The following is an 18769-nucleotide window of genomic DNA, read 5'->3' as shown; positions in this document are numbered from 1 at the left end:
AGGTTCCGATTCCTGTCTTTTTTAGTGGAGAATTATAAAAAATACAAAAGATATTGTTATATTTAAATCATTAACATAAATACAAATATTATACATATAAAATAAAAATATTTATATTAATTTAATAATAAATAAAAAAAGAAACTTTTAATAAAAGCATCTTAATTGATGAATTTAACAACCTTTGATATAATTAATATCTAGAATTAATAAAAAATTACTAACAAATAGTAAGGTATAATTATAAAATGAAAAAAATACAAATATACACAGATGGCGGATGCCGAGGCAATGGTAAAAAATCAAACATAGGTGCATGAGGAGCGTACCTAATATATGGAGAACATACAAAAGAAATAAGTGGAGGAAGTAAAGAAACTACAAATAATATAATGGAACTAATGGGATGTATAGAAAGTTTAAAAGCAGTAAAGAAAAAGAATATACCAGTAGAGGTATATGTAGATAGTTCCTATGTATTAAATGGAATAACATCTTGGATTTATGGATGGAAAAGAAATAATTGGATATCATCAAATAAAGAACCTGTTAAAAATAAAGAATTATGGATTGAACTAGATAATTTAAAAAATCAATTTAAAGATATAAAATTTATAAAGGTAAAAGGTCACTCCAGCTGCATAGTAAACAATAAAGCAGATGAACTATGTAATAAATACATGGATAAAATGCTAAAATAAATATAATTAATATTAAAGCTTTATTACGCTAAAGACTATATATAGATTTATTTTTTATAAATCTATATATAGTCTTTTATTTAAAAACTAACTATTAAAAATAGAAAATCATAGATAATAATTAAAGTAGTATATATTCACAAGAAAAAACCACTTTTAAATTAAATATATTTCTAATTTATATGAAAAGGAGAATATAAATTCATGACAGATAAGAAACAAGTTCCACATGATAAAAGTTTAGATAATACTATTGACCTATTGCAAGAAGGATACTTGTTTATTAAAAATAGGATTGAACAATATCATTCTGACATATTTGAGACTCATTTACTTGGTCAAAAAGTAATTTGTATTACAGGAGAAGAGGCAGCAAAACTTTTTTATAATCCAAAATTATTTTATAGAAAGAATGTTTGTATTACTAGATGTTTATGGTATTAATCATGATTCTAGGGTATGGAATGAACCTTATAAATTTTATCCTGAGCGTTTTAGAGATCGAAAGGAAAATTTATTTAACTTTATACCTCAATGTGGAAGTGACCCATCAAAAGGGCATAGATGTCCAGGTGAAGGAATTACTATTGAAATAATGAAAGCTAGTTTAGATTTTCTTGTTAATAGTATTGAGTATGACGTTTTAGATCAGGATTTAAGTTATAGTATAGAAAAATACCTACTTTACCTGGAGGTAAATTTATAATGAGTAACATAAGAAGAAAGATATAAAGTGACTAAAAAATATATATAACTTTAATTAAATTTAAAATATAACTAAAGTCTATCAAGTAGATAGACCTTTTTTAGTGTATATACATATTTATTTAAAATGAGATTAATATAATTAAAATATATAGATTATAAAAATAACATTGTGATTACTGTAAAAATATGGTAGAATAAATTAAAATTTCATAGGCAAATCTAGAGAAATCTAGAGACGCAAAGCTAAAGGGGCTAAGGTTAATTATTAACTATGCCAGCCAGTTGCCGAAGAATACAAATTCTTTGTTCGTATAAAAATCTTATGCTCACTTATGGTAAAAGATAATTTTATGATGTTTACTTTTGATGGCAACTATCCTTTTTGAGGGTAGTTTTTTTATTAAAAATAATAATAGAATTAAATTTTTAGGCTTGGTAGTACAACCCTTAGTTACAAGAAATATAAAACTAGAATAATAGTCGAGGGAAATATTATGAAGAAAAAAATATCAGCAATACTAGTAGCATCAATTGTAGTAAGCAATGCCTCTCCAGCATTAAATGTATATGCTAATGAAGTGGTAAAAGAAAAAGTTCAAGCAGTAGAAGAAAAAGTAGTAAGTGAAGCAAAAATATCGGCCTTTAATTTAAGTGAATACACTAATTTTGAGGGTTACAATTCAGAGTTTAAAATTCTAAGAGAAGAAATCAAATCAATATCTAACAATGGTGGTCAATATGGATCAAGTTCTATAGATAAAGCTATAGATGGAAATCTTTCAACTCACTGGGAAACAGGAAAGTCAAACAGCTCAACTTTCCAAAATGAAGTTGTTGTAGAATTTAATGAAATAGAATCAATTGATAGAATTGCTTATGCAACAAGACAAGATGGAGCGAAAGGGAAAGGATTCCCAACTCAATTTGAAATATATGCTTCAACAACAGGAGAAGATTCAGATTTTGAATTAGTTTCTACAGGAGCACATTCATCAACTGGCAATATGATGGAATTTAAGTTTGATACTATAACAGCTAAGAAAGTTAAGTTTGTATTCAAAGAAGCAAATCAAGGATGGGCAAGTGCATCAGAGTTTTATTTCTATAGAGAAGATAAATCAATTGATAAGTTAAACTCTATATTTACAAATGAAAATATGAATGAAATAAGTGAAGAATTTAATACATTAGATAAATTATCTGATTTTGAAAATAAAGTCAAAAATCATCCGCTTTATGAAGAATTTAAAACATATATAAATAATGCAAGATTAATACTAGAAGGAAATAATGTAGAATATAAAGATGCCGTAATAAACAAATTTAAATCGTTTAACGATGAAGCTTTATTAGAATACAATAAATTATTTAAAATAAATCCTTCTTCTATAAGTACTAATGGTAGCCATTATGGAAGTAGTAATATAGAAAAAGCAATTGATGGAGATATAAATACTTCTTGGCACTCAGGAAAACAAAACAGCTCAAGCTTTATAAATGAAGTTATTATAAGCTTAGATAAACTTGAAACTTTAGATAGGGTAGTATATACAAGTTTAAACAGCAGAGGATTTGCTAATTCATTTGATATATATACTTCAAAAACAACTGAGGGAGATACATTTGAAAAAGTAACTTCAGGAAGTAGTAGTATAACAAAAGATTCTTTAGAAATAAAGTTTAATCCAACTGAGGCAAGAAGAGTTAAATTTGTATATAAACAATGTTATGAAAACTGGGCATTAGCATCTGAATTTGCTTTATATAAAGAAGATAAACTTAAGGATAAAATGGGAAGACTTTTTACAGATAATAGTATGAGTAAAGTTAGTGAAGAATTTAATACAGTAGATAAAATAAATGCATTAGAGGAAGAAGCTAAGTCACATCCATTCTATGAAGATTATAAAGAAGATTTAAGCAATGCTAGATTACTTGTTGATAATAGCAATGTTCAATACACTGATGCAAAAGTATCTAAATTTTTAGATATAAATAGCAAATTACTTTCAGGTTATGATGAGGTTTACAAATTAGATATAACCAAAATAAAATCAATAACTGCTAATGGCGGTCACTATGCAAGTGAAGTAATATCAAAAGCTATTGATGGAGATTTTAATACTAAGTGGCATTCAGGAAAACAAAACACAGATACATTTACGAATGAAGTTGTAATGGAGTTAGATGAACTTACAACATTAAATAGAATAGTTTATACAGCCCCTAGAGGTTCAAATAGAGGATTTGCACAAGAGTTTGAAGTTTATGCTTCTAGAACTACTAAAGGAGATAATTTTGAAAAAGTGTCTGCAGGATCATCTAGTGTTACTCAAGATTCAGTAGAAATAAGATTTAATCCAACTGAGTTTAAAAGAGTTAAATTTGTATTAAAAAAAGGATATGAAAATTGGGCTTGTGCAGCAGAAATTAGTTTATACAAGCAAGATGAAATATCAGAAAAAATGGAAAAATTATTTACAAATGGTTTATATAATCAGCTAAGTGAAGAGTTTAATTCAGTTGAAGCTATAAACAAATTAGAAGAAGAGTTATCAACGCATCCACTAAAAGAATTATATTCAAATGATATAGAATTAGCTAAAGATTTAGTAAATAATCCAGATAAATTTGAAAATGTGACTATTATAACAGCAGAACAAAGAGGAAAATATACTCAAGAAATTGGCATAAGAAGTATTAATGGTGCCGCATACTCTTCATTCCAATCAACAGGACTATATGTAACACAAGGTGAAGAAATTACAGTTTATGTTGAAGCTGATGAAAATGGAGTAATGCCTAGAATATGCTTTGGTCAATCTGGTAAAGGTCAAGGAGACTGGAGAAGATGGGCAAATCTACAACCAGGTAAAAATGTAATAAAAGCACCATCTGGAATAAATCCTAGTGCAGTATATATAGTAAACGATGCATTACCAAAAGACCAAGCTTTTGCTCCAAAGTTAAGAATTGAAGGTGGAAATAAGTTCCCTACATACATTCATGGAAAAACAGATGCAAATGAATTTGCAAATGAAGTAAAAGAATACGCACAAAAGGTTGAATATAATGATAATGCATTTACAAATGGAAACCCAGAAGGTAAAGTATTTAATATAGTAGAGTTAGTATCTGAAAACTGTATAATAACAACTAGTGCAGCAGGTGCTGTAGAAGCTCTAAAAACAATGGAAAAAACTAATTTAACAGTAGAAGATACTATGAATGAATGGGAAGAAATGTATGATATGTTCCAAACATTCCAAGGCTTTGAAAAAGATGCAAAAGAAGAAAAAGATAGTTACTTCCCTAATAAATTTATAGCTAGGGTATTCCAAAATGTACCATTAGGATTTGCAGACCATGGATACACTGGTTATCTAGGTTCAAGTAATATAGAAAGAAACGGTGGATTCTTTAAGCAAATAGTATTACCTATAACTCATAGAGATAATGACAACTGGTGTTATACTCATGAGTTTGGACATATATTCAATACAAAATATGTTGTCGATGGAGAAGTAACTAATAACCTTTATGCACAAGAATTTAGAAGGATTAAAGGTTTAGGTGGAGATAGAGCTAACTGGAATGAAATTATGAAGAGATTTAATGGACAAGAGTTTGCTATGCATTATTTTGAAAGACTAGATGTATTATCTCAAATAAATATAGCTTATGGATATGATGCTTATGCAAAAATGTCTACATATGTAAGACATAATACTTCACAAATATCTTCGGTAAAAGGTTCAGACCAACAAAGATTAGCTGTGGCATATTCATTAGCATTAAATGTAAATTTACTTGATTTCTTTGAGGGTTGGAATTATATAACAGTTACAGATCAAATGAGAGAAGTTGTAGCCAATTTACCAAAACTTGATAAAAAGATAGAGTATTTACATGGCGGTGCTTATGACTATAAAGGAAATGGATTCGATGAAAATTTAAAAATAGAAGTAAGTTCTAAATTAAATGAAGAAAATGCAACTAATACTTTATCATTTACTATAGATAGTGAAAATAGTGATGATTTACTAGGATATGAAATTTTAAAAGACAATGAAGTTATAGGATTTACAAGAGGTAATAACTTTGTAGTTAAAAGTGTTGATGTAAATGAAAATACAATATATGAAGTAGTTGCATATGCAAAAGATTTATCAACAGCAAAAGGTGTAAGTGTAAAAGCATTTTCACCAATATTAAGTGTACAACAAGATAATATGATGGTTAGCTTAAATAGCCAATTTAATGCAGAAGATTTTGCAAAGGCATTAAATTATAAGGGTGAGGATATAAGCTCTAATATAATAATAGAAAGTAATGTTAATACAAGTAAAAAAGGTAATTATCAAGTTAAGTATACTTTAGTAGATAATGAAGTAGAACTTTCTAAAACTGTTGATATAGAAGTAGTAAGCTCATTTGATTATTTATCTGATAGTGATTGGGAAAGTGTAGAAACTCAGCATGGAACACCAAGAAGAAATAGCAATCTAAAAGGTAGAGTAAATGGAGAAATAAAAGCATTTGATAAAGGGATAGGAATACATGCAAATGGTAAGGTTGTTTATAATTTAGAAGGAAAAAATTATGATACATTTGAAGCACTTGTAGGTGTTGACGGAACAATAGCAGCACAAGATAATTCAAGTATAACATTTAAAGTTGTAGCAGATGAACAAACAGTAGCAACTACAAGAGTCTTAAAGTATAGTGATAATATGGTTTATATAAGTGTACCAGTAAGTGGTATTAGTAAATTAGAAATACAAGTTAATAATGGTGGAAATGGAAATACATCAGACTATGGTGTAATAATTAATCCAAAATTAAGTAATAACAATATGAAACCAAGTATAGATATATCTAAGACTTCTGATATTGTAAAATTAGGACAAGAGTATGATTTAACAGAAGGTGTAACTGCTAGTGATATTGAAGATGGAGAGTTAACAAAAGCTATAAATATTAATTCTAATGGCTTTACAACTAATAAAACTGGAAGATACATTATTGAATATACAGTAACGGATAGTGATAATAATACTACGACTGTTAGTAAAAACATAGTAGTGTATAGTGATGTAGTTTATGCTAGTAATACAGATTGGCAATCTGCAACAACTGATTGGCAAAGTGTAAGAAAAGATAAATCAAGTTCTAATGGAACTATAAAAGTTGGTATTGATGGACAAACTAAAGAATTTGAAAAAGGAATAGGAACACATGCTAATTCTACAATAATTTATAATGTAGAAGGTAAAGGATATGAATACTTTGAAACACTTGTAGGTATTGATAGAAATATATCACAACAAAATAACTCAAGTGTAATATTCCAAATATTTGCTGATGGAGAAAAAGTATTCGATAGTGGTTTAATGAAATGGAGCGATAATGCTAAACTAGCTAGAATAAAATTAGATGGAGTTAGTGAGTTAAAGTTAGTAGCTAATAATGGTGGTAATGGAAATACATCAGACCACGCTAACTTTGCAGATGCAAAATTCTTAATAACAAATTCTAAACCTACGATAGATATAGCTAGTGAGGGGATAACTACAAAGCTTGGTGTAGAAGTAAGCTTAGATAGTGAATACAGTGCAACTGATGCAGAAGATGGAGACTTAACTAATAAAGTAGTAGTAGAAGATAATGTTAACTTCAATAAAGCTGGTAAATACGAACAAACTTTCACAGTTACAGATTCAGATGGAAATACAACTATAAAAACTAGATATATAAAAGTAGTAGATATGAATGATACTACATATATAAGTGATATAGACTGGACATCAGCTCAAATAGGTTGGAATACAATTAAAAAAGATAAGGCAGTAAGTGGAAATGCCTTAAGGCTTACTGATGAAAGTGGAAGAGAGGTTTCTTATGAAAAAGGAATTGGTACTCATTCTACATCTACTATAAAATATGATTTAACTAATGATGATTATGGATATTTCACTAGTTTTGTTGGAGTAGATAGAACAATGTATGGAAGTGTTGGTTCAGTAACATTTGAAATTTACTTAGATAATGAAAAAGTATACGATAGTGGATTAATGAGCTCAAGAGATGCTCAAAAATATGTTGAAATAAATCTTAAGGATGCTAAAGAATTAAAACTTGTAGTAACTGATGGAAAAAATGGGAATGGATCAGACCATGCTAACTTTGCAGATGCGAAGCTTCATTTTGCAAATTCAGAAAGTGTAGAAGTAAATAGAGTAAACCTTGATGAATTAATTGAAAATGTAAATAGTATAAATGAGGCTAATTATACAATAGAAAGTTATAAGGTAGTAAAAGATACATTAGCTGTAGTAGAAAATTCATTAAATGATGGTTATAATCAAGTAGAGATAGATGAATTATATAACACTTTAAAAGAAGCTTATGATAATTTAGTTTCATTAATAAATTGGAATGATCTTATAGATGCTATAGAAAATAATAATGAATATAATGAGTTAAATTATTATAAAGATGTAATGGAAAGTCATAAGAATTTAATTAATGAAGCTAGAAATATGATAGAAGAAAATCAATCTACACAAGAAGAAATAGATTCTATGTGCAATAGAATATTAGAATCATCTAAAAACTTAGTTGCTAGAGAAAATAAAATAGCTCTTAATAAAGCTATAGAAAAAGCAGAGTCTATAGAAAATGTTAATTATAATTCTATTAGGTGGAAAAATTTACAAGATGCTTTGGTAGATGCAAAAGTAATTTATAATGATGTAAATGCAAGTGATATAGATGTAGAATCATTTACTTTCTTAATGAACTACTTAATAGATGAATTAAAGTAAATATTTAAGAATAAAATTGCTGGAATATAAATTTTCAGCAATTTTATTTTTTATATATATTTGTTATAATAATTAATAAATAAAAATGAATTAGGAGGATGTTATGGCAGGGAATATATTTGGAAAAATGGCAGCAGATACATTAGGCTTATCTGATATAGGTAAGATAATAGATCCAAAGGATTTTAACAAAGTTGATGGTGATGATTATATAATGAACGAAGATGGAGAAAAGATATACTTCGTTATAAAATCAAAGTCAGATGAGTATGTATTTACAAATAGAGGACTAATTCATGTAGATGGAGCATCTGCAGTAAGCAAAAAAAGAGTAGTAAAAAGACATGAGTTTAGAAGTGAAAATGTGCACTCAGTAACTTTAGAAACAGCTGGAACAGTAGACTTAGATGTTGAAATAAAATTTAGTTTTGGAAGTGAACACTTTAGTATAGATGTAGATAAAAAACAAATAGAGCAATTAAAAGATTTGTATAAAGCTTTATTTGAAATTGGAACAGTTCAAAATAGAAATAATCAATCATATGAATATGGTATGAATAGTTTAAACATGGCTAATGAATCTATAAAAAGAGCTCATATAGATGGAAATATAGCTACAATGATTGAAGAAGTAACAAGATTTAATTTTAATTGGATGCAAAATGTTAAGGATACTTATAATAACAAAGACTTTGGATATGTTTTTGAAAAATATATAAATAACTAATAAATTAAGTGCATTATATGCAAATTATCACAAATAGATGTTGCAATCATAATATATATAAAGATATATAGGAAGTAACATCATGAAAATAAGATTAGACATGAATACATCATATATAAGAGTATTACATGCGGCACCAAATGCACCAGCTGTAGATGTATATGCAGGAGATATGATATTATTTAGCAATTTAACATTTGAACAATTCTCATCATATATACCAGTGCCACAAGGAAGTTATACTATCAATGTTTATATTGCGGGAACAGAAGAAAATCCAGTAATTAGTCAAAATGTAGATGTACCGGGTGGCAGTATGATAACTGTAGCAGCAACAGGTAACTTAAATAATCTAACATTAGTTCCATATATAGAATCAAATCCAAGAAACCTTCAAGATGGAAAATCAAGAGTAAGGGCTATACATTTATCACCAAATGCACCAGAAGTTGATATATATGTAAATGGAAATGAAATGTTTAGTGACGTGGAATTTAGAGAAGCTACAGATTATATATATGTTAATTATGGGGAATATAGGATAGAAGTTAAGGTAGCTAATACTGATAATATAGTTTTAAGTAGCAATGTAAATTTAAAAGATAGAAAGGTTTACTCATTGTATGTTTTAGGAGATGTACCGAATTTAACTTTAGTTCAGTCTTTGGATGGATGCACGTATATGTTGATGCAATAAATTTATTAGTATAAAAAAGGCATTTCTATTTATATAGAAATGCCTTTTCATATATATAAAACTTATAAATTTTTTATAAGTTTTATAATCTATCTAACATACCTTTTAACATACTAGCATGTCTAGCTTCATCTCTAGCAGCATGATCTATAAATGTATATAGTTCTTCAAGATCTGAATTCTTAGCTTTTTGAGCAAGCTCTGATTTATATTTATTAGAACCAACTTCACCTTTAATCATGTTTGATATATTAGTTTTAGTACAATCTGAAACTTTACCAAGAAGTTCAGCATATTGAGCAGCATGTTCAGCTTCTTCCCAAGCTATGACTTTAAGTACCTCAGCTATTTCTGCGTAACCTTGTCTTTGTGCAACTCTTGCCATAGCTAAGTATAAACCAACCTCAGCAGTTTCACTATTAAATTGTCCTTGTAAGCTTTGTTTAAATTCTTCATTATCTTTTACTAAACCAAGTTGATTTTCTTTTTCAAAATTTAATTTTTCCATGTTAAAAATATTCCTTTCAATAATAGTCTAAGCATATTTTTAACTTACACGTTTGAAAATATTCTATGATAATTTTGTAATATAAATCTATTTTATATATTCATTTAATATGTCTAAATTATATAATTAATAATTGACAATATAAAAAAATATATTACAATTAAATTATAAGTAAATAATTAATGCTAGGGGTGCCATTGGCTGAGAGGTTTATACCGACCCTTATTACCTGATCTGGTTAGTACCAGCGTAGGAAAGCAAGAGTAGATATTAATATAATAATCTAGTAAATTAATTAGAGAGTTATAATAATTTTGAATTTTGAAGCTATACCTAATCAGGTATAGCTTTTTTATTTATAATTCATTTATTTATTGAGGAGGTAAGGGAATGGTAAACACAATAATGTTAATTATATGTTTAATACCTATAGCTTATTATTTATTAAACATAAAGAAAATTAAGCTAGATACAAAAACAATGATAGTTGTATCTTTATTTGCTGCATGTAGCTTTATTTTATCTAAAATAAAACTAATCCAATATCCACAAGGAGGAGGTATTGAATTATTATCATCAGTGCCAATTTTAATGATTGGTTTACTTTATGGGCCTATTACTGGTATGACTTGTGGGTTAATTACAGGAATACTAGGTTTAATAGGTTCGGCATATATAATTCATCCAGCTCAATTTTTACTAGACTATATATTACCAACTATGTTACTTGGACTTAGTGGACTATTTGATTGTAATAAAAAGAGAAATATATTTATAGGATGCATATTAGCTGTGCTTTTAAAGCAACTTTCTCACATACTTTCAGGATGTATTTATTTTGCAGATTATGCATGGGAAGGATGGAATCCAGTTGCTTATTCAATAGTTTACAATTTATCAGGTACAGGATTAGAAGGATTGCTTAGTAGTATAGTTTTAGTTACAATGCCATTATCTAAAATTAAAAGAATGGCAAATATACAAACTATAACAAAAGAACATTTAGAAGAAAGTTATGATAAATAATTATAAATAAAAAAATCCAATAGTTAACCTATTGGATTTTTTTATTAATTTAGTATATATTTATTAATAATTAAGCTTGTTTAGTCTTAGATTTAAATTGTTTTTTTATAGTATTGAATCCTTCTATCATAAGAATAATAGCAAGAATTACTAAAAGTAAAGCTAGGATAGTACGTATATAACACCAGCCAAGTCCAGTACCGCCAGACATAATAGCTAGAACATTAGATTTAATAGTAAGCACTAAAGAAGTAACAGTTACTACAAGCATAAATACCATTGGTATAAAGAACATCTTATTGTTTCTACCGATATTACCAAGCCATGTAGCTATAGCAAGCAAACCAAGTGCAGCTAATAGTTGATTTGCAGCTCCAAATAAAGCCCATATATTTGCATATCCAGTAAGACCAAGACTTATACCTAATACAACAGTAATAAGTGTTGCTACATATGGATTTGTTATAGTCTTTTTAAATCCTGAAACATCATCTCTAGTTTCACCAGGGGCAAGCCAAAATTCTTGGAACATATAACGAGCAAGACGAGTTGCAGTATCTAATGAAGTTAGGCAGAAAACTGAAACTGTTAAAACTAATAAAGAGTATGCTATGTTATAAACATTAGAAAGGCCAGGGATTTTACTTAACATAGATGCTATGCCAGATGCGAATACTACTGTAGGAGTAACTGTTGTTCCAGTTGAATAATCTTTCCATATATATCCTACTGCGCATACAGAAATTAATGCTAGAGCACATTCTATTAACATAGAACCATAAGCTATAGGACGAGCGTCTGCTTCTTTATCTAATTGTTTTGCAGTAGTACCAGAAGCAACTAAAGAATGAAATCCGGATATAGCACCACAAGCAATTGTAATAAATAAAGCAGGGAATAAGTACCCAAGAGAAGTTCCAGTAGGAGCTATAGTATCAGTAAAACCAGTAAATGCAGGTATATCTAATGTTGGATGGCATCCTATAATCCCAACTATAGCAATGGCTATCATACCGTATAATAAAAATGAGCTTAAATAATCACGGGGTTGAAGTAAAATCCAAACTGGAGTTACAGATGCAATTAATATATATATACCAACTATAATCATCCAAGTATTTGAACTTAAGTAAATAGGATGGAAATTAAGACCTAAAGCTATACATATAATTATAGCTACAATGCCTATAACAGTTGAAACTCCTAAAGAAGCATTTCTTCTATAAACTAAAAATCCAAAAGCAATTGCTAATAATATAAACAAAAGAGATATCATAGCAGTAGAAGCATTAGCTGAGCTTGCAACATAATCAACAGCACCAGATTGAGTAAATGTAGCCTTAAAAGTATCTGCAACTATAGATGCAAATGCAGCAACAACTAATATTAGTGTTAAATAGGAGAATGTAAGAAATAGTTTTTTAGCCCTAGGACCTATATTTTGGCCTATAACTTCACCAATGGATTGACCTTTATGACGAATAGATGCAAATAAAGCACCAAAATCATGAGTAGCACCAAAGAATATTCCACCAATTAAAACCCAAAGTACTACAGGAACCCAACCAAACACAGCAGCTTGAATAGGTCCATTAATTGGCCCTGCACCAGCTATAGATGAAAAGTGATGACCAAGTAAAACTGGTGTTTTTGCAGGAACGTAGTCTATGCCATCTTCTAATTCATGAGATGGAGTTGTACGTTTTTCATCAATTCCCCACTGTTTAGCTAGCCATCTACCATAAGTAACATAGCCAACGAATAAAACTATAATTCCTAAAAATAAAATAAATAAAGCGTTCAAAAATTTTCCCCCTTTTACAAAAAATTATAGTTATTTATATAAATTTAATAACTATTTAAATGTAGAAAAATTCTGAAAATATAATTTAAAAAATATATTGAATAGTAAACTACACAACTTAAATATTTTTAGACAGTAAATTTTTAAAAAACTTAGTAGTATCTTTTCCAGACTTATTTCCATAAATTTTACTATCACTAATATTTAAGCAACAAGTACGAAAATCCATCCAACCATTAAAAGAGAACTTAAAATTTTTAAATATTTTACATTTTTTTATAAGTTTATCTACACCTTCTTCGCAAGAATTGCATACAAATAAAGTCGTAATATATGAATACATATGACCTGATTTGGGATTAATTAAACTCATACCATTTTCATAAGCATAATTCTTACACTTTATAAAAAGTTCTTTTGTTAAATTATCAACTTCAAAAATATAAACATATTCATTTGAGTCAGCTTCCCATAAGGTAGCTTTTTTTACTAATACATATTTTTGATTATGTACATGAAATTCACACTTAGCTACAAGTGGTATATGTGTATTAGTACATTTTTCGATATCATAATAAACATTATAACTTTGTAAGATTTTAGACACAACTTCATGTGTGTTTAGTAGTGATGACATGGTATACCTCCATTAAAAAGTTTAGCTTAATTATATTTAAACTCTATGATATATAAATAGATAAAAGACCTAATTAGGTAAAGATATAAAAAATCCTAAAAGTTCAAAGTGAACTTTTAGGATTTAGAATCATTTTCCATATTTTTTATACACTCACCAATTATTTTTATTCCTTTTTCTATATCATCTAAAGATAATCTAGAAAATCCTAGTCTTAAAGTATTATCACCATTATCATTAATAGAGAATATATCCCCAGGCATAAAAATAACACCTTTTTCATAACATTTATTTAATAAATCTCTAGATTTAATATTTTTAAGTTTAACAAAAATATGAAGACCACCATCACCAAGAATATAATCATGTGGAATATGTTTTAAGGCACACTCATAAGCAAAATTAAATTTATCACCATAAAACTTACGGACTTTTTTTATGTATTTTTCAAAACCGCCATTATGCAAATAATCATAAAGGATACCTTGATCTAAAAAAGAAACATGAATAGTTTTACATCTTTTTACACTTTCAAGTTTTGAAATAATGTTTTTATCAGCAAGTATCCATCCTATTCTAAGCCCAGGGAATAAAATTTTTGAAAAACTGCCTATATAAACAACTCCATTACTAAAATTATCAAGAGATGCAATAGGGAATATATGAGAACTAGAGTATAGAAGTTCCTCATTAAATCCATCTTCAATAATAGCAATATTATTATCTTTCATTAAATTATAAAATTTATACCTACTTTCAGGTGACATAACAGTTCCAGTAGGGTTATGATAAGAAGGCGTTATATAAGCAAATTTAATTTTATCTTTATATTTAGAAACTTTATTTTTTAGCATGTCAAAATCTAAGCCATTTTTATTTATGTCAACATTAATAAGATTTAAATTTAAAGCTCTCATAATTTTAAGTGTAGTATTATGAGTTGGGTTTTCACAAATTATATAATCTCCAGGAGATGTAAATGAAGATAGCATAATTTCTAATCCTTCTGTAAAGCCATTTGTTATGAGTATATCTTTATTAGAAGTATCGACTCCTTTATTATTCATATATTTTAATAAATAATCTATTAAAGGTTTATAACCTTGTGCGTATCCATAATTAAGAAGTTTATCTCCTTCAAGGGAAATTCTATTTAGAAAAGATTTCTTTAATTCATCTATATCAAACATAGAACCATCAGGAGAAATACTTTTAAAAGATATTAAGTCAGACCTCCAGGGAATTTCATTTTTTATAATGTCCATTTTATTTGCAGTTTTAGAATAACTATTTTCAAGCGAGTCCCAATTTATACACCAATTACCTTTAGGTATATTGACGTTTGAACTTACAAAAGTTCCTTTGCCAGAAACTGAATATATATATCCTTCAGATTTTAGTTCTTCATAAGCTAAAACTATAGAGTTTCTACTAACTTTAAGAAGTTGACTAAGCTCCCTTGTAGAAGGGAGCTTACTATTATCAGGTATAAGTCCTTTTAAAATCATATCTATTATATGATTTTTTATTTGTATATAAATTGGCTCATTGTCATCTATATTGAGATTAGAGAATAACAATTTATCACCTCAGTTTTATTAATAATTTAATGAAGCGACTTTACTGGGAGTTAAAGAGTATTCTATTATTTTATCTAATAAATCACTAAATCCAAGACCTTTAGCAGCTGCACTTTTAGGAATTAAGCTAGCTTTAGTAAGTCCAGGAAGTGTGTTTAACTCAAGTACATAAGGAACTCCATCATGTATAATCATATCAATTCTTACATAGGCTTTGCAATAGAAAATATCCCAGCATATTTGTGAAATTTCATTTATTTTATTTTGTAAGTTTTCTTCTAGATAAACTACTTCTTCTAAAGCACCATTATCATTATATTTTGCAGTATAATCAAAGAATTCAGAGTTAGCTTTTATTGATATAGTAGGGTAAACTTCATTATTAAGTACAAATGATGTATATTCTCCACCTGAAATGTATTCTTCTATAATTGCGTATTCATCAACTTCTAAAACTTTTTCTATAGCAGGCTTTACCTCTTCCTTTGAACGTACACAAAATGTTGCAACGCTAGAACCACCACTATTTGGTTTTATAAATACAGGATACTTGAAACTTTCTATTTTATCATAATCTATATTTTCACATGAATTAGTAACAAACCATTTAGCAGTTGGGATATTTGAATTTTTTAATATCTTTTTAGTAATATTTTTATCCATACACATCCCACTTGATAGAGGACCACATCCTGAATATGGTATACCTTTTGCGTGTAATATTGATTGTATACATCCATCTTCGCCAAATTTACCATGAAGTGCAATAAATGCAAAATCAATATCATTTGTAAGCTTTGTAAATATATCTTCTGTTTTATCTATAATAATTTTAACTACGTCATATTTATTTCTATCTAAACCATTAAAAACTTCATTACCTGAATTTAAAGAGACTTCTCTTTCTGAAGAGATACCTCCCATTATAACTGCTACTTTCATAAAACCACTCCTAATATATTTAAATTTTCTTTGAATATTAATTCTAAAGAATTTACTTTTCTTAGTTTTCTTAATTTTATTTATACCTAATTATATTAATATGTAGGTCATATCGAAAGTACCACTAGTTATTAAGTTTAAATATAGAGTGGTATATACTATAAAAATAAAATTTTATAACTTAAATTGTTGCAAGTATTTAAAAAGACATATATAATTTAATTGTAATTAATAAGGCGACATGGCCAAGTGGTAAGGCAGTGGACTGCAACTCCTTGATCCTCAGTTCGAATCTGGGTGTCGCCTCCAATAAAAATGTGGGCTTTTTCGAAAAATAATTTTGTTCAGGGGTCGGGCAGACATATATATTTTCTAGTCATGCAATTTAAGTGATGTTGCAAATGACTAGAAAATATATATTGTCTACCTTGACCCAGGTATAAAATAATTTATTCGAGAGAAGCCCTTTTGTTTTTATGTGGAGATTTAGATAATAGTTAAAGTAAGAAAAATACATTAAAAATATATATTTGGTTTAAATTATATTTGAAGGAGTGGATTAAGATGAAAGCTGAGATTTTGACTGTTGGTACTGAGATTCTTTTGGGGGATATTGTTAATACGAATTCTCAGTACTTAGCTTGTGAGTTAGCTAATTTAGGAATTGATGTTTATTATCAAGGTACTGTTGGAGATAATGAAGACAGATTATTTGACTGTCTAAAAGAGAGTTTAGATAGAAGTGATATTGTTATTACAACTGGTGGTCTTGGACCAACGAAAGATGATTTGACCAAAGAAACTGCTGCTAAATTTTTCAATCAAGAATTAGTTCTTCATGAGCCATCATGGAATAAGATTGAGAAGTATTTTAATAAGCTATGTAAAACTCCAAGTGAGAATAATAAAAAACAAGCTTATTTTCCTAAGGAAGCTATAATTCTTGAAAATAATAATGGTACAGCGCCTGGGGCTATTTTAAAGAAAGATAATAAAACTATAATAGTACTTCCAGGACCTCCAAAGGAAATGAAGCCTATGTTTGATGAAAGTGTTAAACCTTATTTAAAAGATTTAACTGATGAAGTTTTAGTTTCTAAGACACTTAGATTTTATGGTATTGGAGAATCTTTATTAGAACATGAGATAATGGATATAATAAAGGCGCAGTCAAACCCAACTGTAGCTCCTTATGCAAAGGAAACTGAAGCTACATTAAGAATTACTGCAAAGGCTAAAAATGAAGATGAAGCTATTAGTTTAATGAACCCTGTTATAAATAAAATATATGACAGAGTAGGAAAGTATATATATGCTCAAGGTGAAGTTACTTTAGAAGATACTGTTGCTAAGTTATTGGTTGACAAGAATTTAACTATTAGCGTTGCAGAATCTTGTACTGGTGGTATGGTTTCTTCTAATCTTATAAATTACCCAGGGATATCATCTGTTTTTATGGAAGGGTGCGTTACATATTCTAATGAAGCTAAAATAATGAGTTTAGGAGTAAATAAAGAGACTTTAGACAAATTTGGAGCAGTTAGTTATGAGACCGCTAGAGAAATGGCTATAGGAGTAGCTAAAAGACATAATACTAATATAGGTATATCAACTACAGGGATAGCAGGTCCACAAGGTGGAAGTGAGGAAAAACCAGTAGGACTAGTTTATTTTGGTATTTATATAAATGGTAAGACAATAGTTAAAAGATATTTATTCAACGGAAATAGAGAACAAGTAAGATTAAGAGCAACAAAAACAATATTAAATGATTTAAGATTAGAAATTATAAATCTTTAATTAAATTTTGGAGGCAATTTATGATAAAACACATATTTTGTGACTTAGATGGAACTCTGTATCATCATGGAATAAGTGATGATGATATAAAGGCTATAGAAGCAATAGAGAAAAAGGGTGTTGTATTTAATATAGCAACTGGTAGAGCTTTTAAACAAGCTTCTAAAATGATTAAAGGCAAGTTAGATTTAAATGGATATTATATATGCCAAAATGGTGCCTTTGTATATGACAAAAATCATAACGAAATCTTAAAAGAAGTAATAGATGATAATTTAGTAAAAAAGGTAGTTAATAGATTTAAATCTGATGATGCTTATATATTCTTTATGCATGACGGAAATATAGTAATATCTGGAGGAGAGGATATACTAGATGAGTTTGACAGGGAGTGTATAAATGATCCGGATTTTTTTAAAAAAGATAGCTTTGACAACTTAGTAGGAAATATAGGGATTTTATCGAGAAATGAAGATGAATTAGGAAGAATGGAGACATATTACAAAAATGAATTTGAAGGAATATTAGATGTTTATTTATCTGGAAAATATGTCTTAAATATATCTCCAAGCCATATATCAAAAGGGAATGCAATAAAGCATGTATGCAGTATCTTAAATGTAAATTTAGATGAAATAGCAACAATAGGAGATTCTCCTAATGATATATCTATGTTAAAAGATTTTAAATATAGTTTTTCAATGGATAGTAGTAGAGAAGATGTTAAAAAAAGTTCAGCTTATACTGTGAAAAGTGTAAAAGAAGCAATTGAAGTTATAGAAAAAACAAATGGTGTTGAAAATTAATTCAAC

General features: G+C 28.1%; 14 protein-coding genes, 1 tRNA gene and 2 riboswitches. Of the genes, 10 read left to right on the top strand and 5 right to left on the bottom strand.

Going from position 1 to position 18769, the window contains the following annotated elements; all coding sequences use genetic code 11:
* Positions 1-332 precede the first annotated feature (332 nt).
* The 6 genes from EIH23_RS06830 (at position 333) to EIH23_RS06810 (ending at position 9660) form a co-directional block, all read left to right on the top strand.
* Positions 333-701 (top strand): ribonuclease H family protein, encoded by a 369-nt coding sequence (locus EIH23_RS06830; protein WP_279265829.1) that lies wholly within the window; start codon positions 333-335, stop codon positions 699-701.
* 204 nt (positions 702-905) lie between these two features.
* The gene (locus EIH23_RS16855; RefSeq protein ID WP_164489009.1) at positions 906-1145 is read left to right on the top strand and encodes a hypothetical protein; all 240 of its coding nucleotides are present in this window, start codon (positions 906-908) and stop codon (positions 1143-1145) included.
* Positions 1114-1407 carry a cytochrome P450 gene (locus EIH23_RS16850; RefSeq protein WP_330566187.1) on the top strand — a complete coding sequence of 98 codons (294 nt, stop codon included), beginning with the start codon at positions 1114-1116 and terminating at the stop codon, positions 1405-1407. The genes EIH23_RS16855 and EIH23_RS16850 overlap by 32 nt, the downstream gene beginning before the upstream one ends.
* Before the next feature lie 204 nt (positions 1408-1611).
* Positions 1612-1699: riboswitch (cyclic di-GMP riboswitch) on the top strand.
* Between the two features lie 204 nt (positions 1700-1903).
* Positions 1904-8236 carry an NPCBM/NEW2 domain-containing protein gene (locus EIH23_RS06820; protein ID WP_122639476.1) on the top strand — a complete coding sequence of 2111 codons (6333 nt, stop codon included), beginning with the start codon at positions 1904-1906 and terminating at the stop codon, positions 8234-8236.
* A 103-nt stretch (positions 8237-8339) separates the two neighbouring features.
* Positions 8340-8963: a PH domain-containing protein gene (locus tag EIH23_RS06815; RefSeq protein WP_122639475.1), complete on the top strand. Its 624-nt coding sequence runs from the start codon at positions 8340-8342 to the stop codon at positions 8961-8963.
* 82 nt (positions 8964-9045) lie between these two features.
* Positions 9046-9660, top strand: coding sequence for a DUF4397 domain-containing protein (locus EIH23_RS06810; RefSeq protein WP_122639474.1), 615 nt, complete (start codon positions 9046-9048; stop codon positions 9658-9660).
* Positions 9661-9742: 82 nt separating this feature from the next.
* Here EIH23_RS06810 and EIH23_RS06805 read toward each other — a convergent pair whose 3' ends face one another.
* The gene (locus EIH23_RS06805; RefSeq protein ID WP_122639473.1) at positions 9743-10168 is read right to left on the bottom strand and encodes a ferritin-like domain-containing protein; all 426 of its coding nucleotides are present in this window, start codon (positions 10166-10168) and stop codon (positions 9743-9745) included.
* Between the two features lie 177 nt (positions 10169-10345).
* Positions 10346-10441, top strand: a riboswitch (TPP riboswitch).
* A gap of 117 nt (positions 10442-10558) precedes the next feature.
* Here EIH23_RS06805 and thiT point away from each other — a divergent pair.
* Positions 10559-11194, top strand: a complete 636-nt coding sequence (gene thiT / locus EIH23_RS06800) for an energy-coupled thiamine transporter ThiT (RefSeq protein ID WP_122639472.1) — start codon at positions 10559-10561, stop codon at positions 11192-11194.
* A gap of 70 nt (positions 11195-11264) precedes the next feature.
* On the opposite strand, the gene EIH23_RS06795 is transcribed toward thiT, so the two are convergent.
* The 4 genes from EIH23_RS06795 to EIH23_RS06780 form a co-directional block, all read right to left on the bottom strand.
* Positions 11265-12998 carry a carbon starvation CstA family protein gene (locus EIH23_RS06795; protein WP_122639471.1) on the bottom strand — a complete coding sequence of 578 codons (1734 nt, stop codon included), beginning with the start codon at positions 12996-12998 and terminating at the stop codon, positions 11265-11267.
* Between the two features lie 118 nt (positions 12999-13116).
* Positions 13117-13635 (bottom strand): hypothetical protein, encoded by a 519-nt coding sequence (locus EIH23_RS06790; RefSeq protein ID WP_122639470.1) that lies wholly within the window; start codon positions 13633-13635, stop codon positions 13117-13119.
* A gap of 116 nt (positions 13636-13751) precedes the next feature.
* Positions 13752-15215: a MocR-like pyridoxine biosynthesis transcription factor PdxR gene (pdxR, locus tag EIH23_RS06785; RefSeq protein ID WP_122639469.1), complete on the bottom strand. Its 1464-nt coding sequence runs from the start codon at positions 15213-15215 to the stop codon at positions 13752-13754.
* Positions 15216-15233: 18 nt separating this feature from the next.
* Positions 15234-16157, bottom strand: a complete 924-nt coding sequence (locus EIH23_RS06780) for a D-alanine--D-alanine ligase (RefSeq protein ID WP_122639468.1) — start codon at positions 16155-16157, stop codon at positions 15234-15236.
* 235 nt (positions 16158-16392) lie between these two features.
* Here EIH23_RS06780 and EIH23_RS06775 point away from each other — a divergent pair.
* The 3 genes from EIH23_RS06775 (at position 16393) to EIH23_RS06765 (ending at position 18763) form a co-directional block, all read left to right on the top strand.
* Positions 16393-16466, top strand: a tRNA-Cys gene (locus tag EIH23_RS06775).
* A gap of 255 nt (positions 16467-16721) precedes the next feature.
* Positions 16722-17957 carry a competence/damage-inducible protein A gene (locus EIH23_RS06770; RefSeq protein WP_122639467.1) on the top strand — a complete coding sequence of 412 codons (1236 nt, stop codon included), beginning with the start codon at positions 16722-16724 and terminating at the stop codon, positions 17955-17957.
* A gap of 20 nt (positions 17958-17977) precedes the next feature.
* Positions 17978-18763 carry an HAD family hydrolase gene (locus EIH23_RS06765; protein WP_122639466.1) on the top strand — a complete coding sequence of 262 codons (786 nt, stop codon included), beginning with the start codon at positions 17978-17980 and terminating at the stop codon, positions 18761-18763.
* Positions 18764-18769 lie beyond the last annotated feature (6 nt).

The sequence above is a fragment of the Romboutsia sp. Marseille-P6047 genome, from assembly GCF_900604535.1.
Classification (GTDB): domain Bacteria; phylum Bacillota; class Clostridia; order Peptostreptococcales; family Peptostreptococcaceae; genus Romboutsia_E.
Note: the sequence above shows the minus strand (reverse complement) of the source record. Positions and strands in the feature narration are given on the sequence as shown.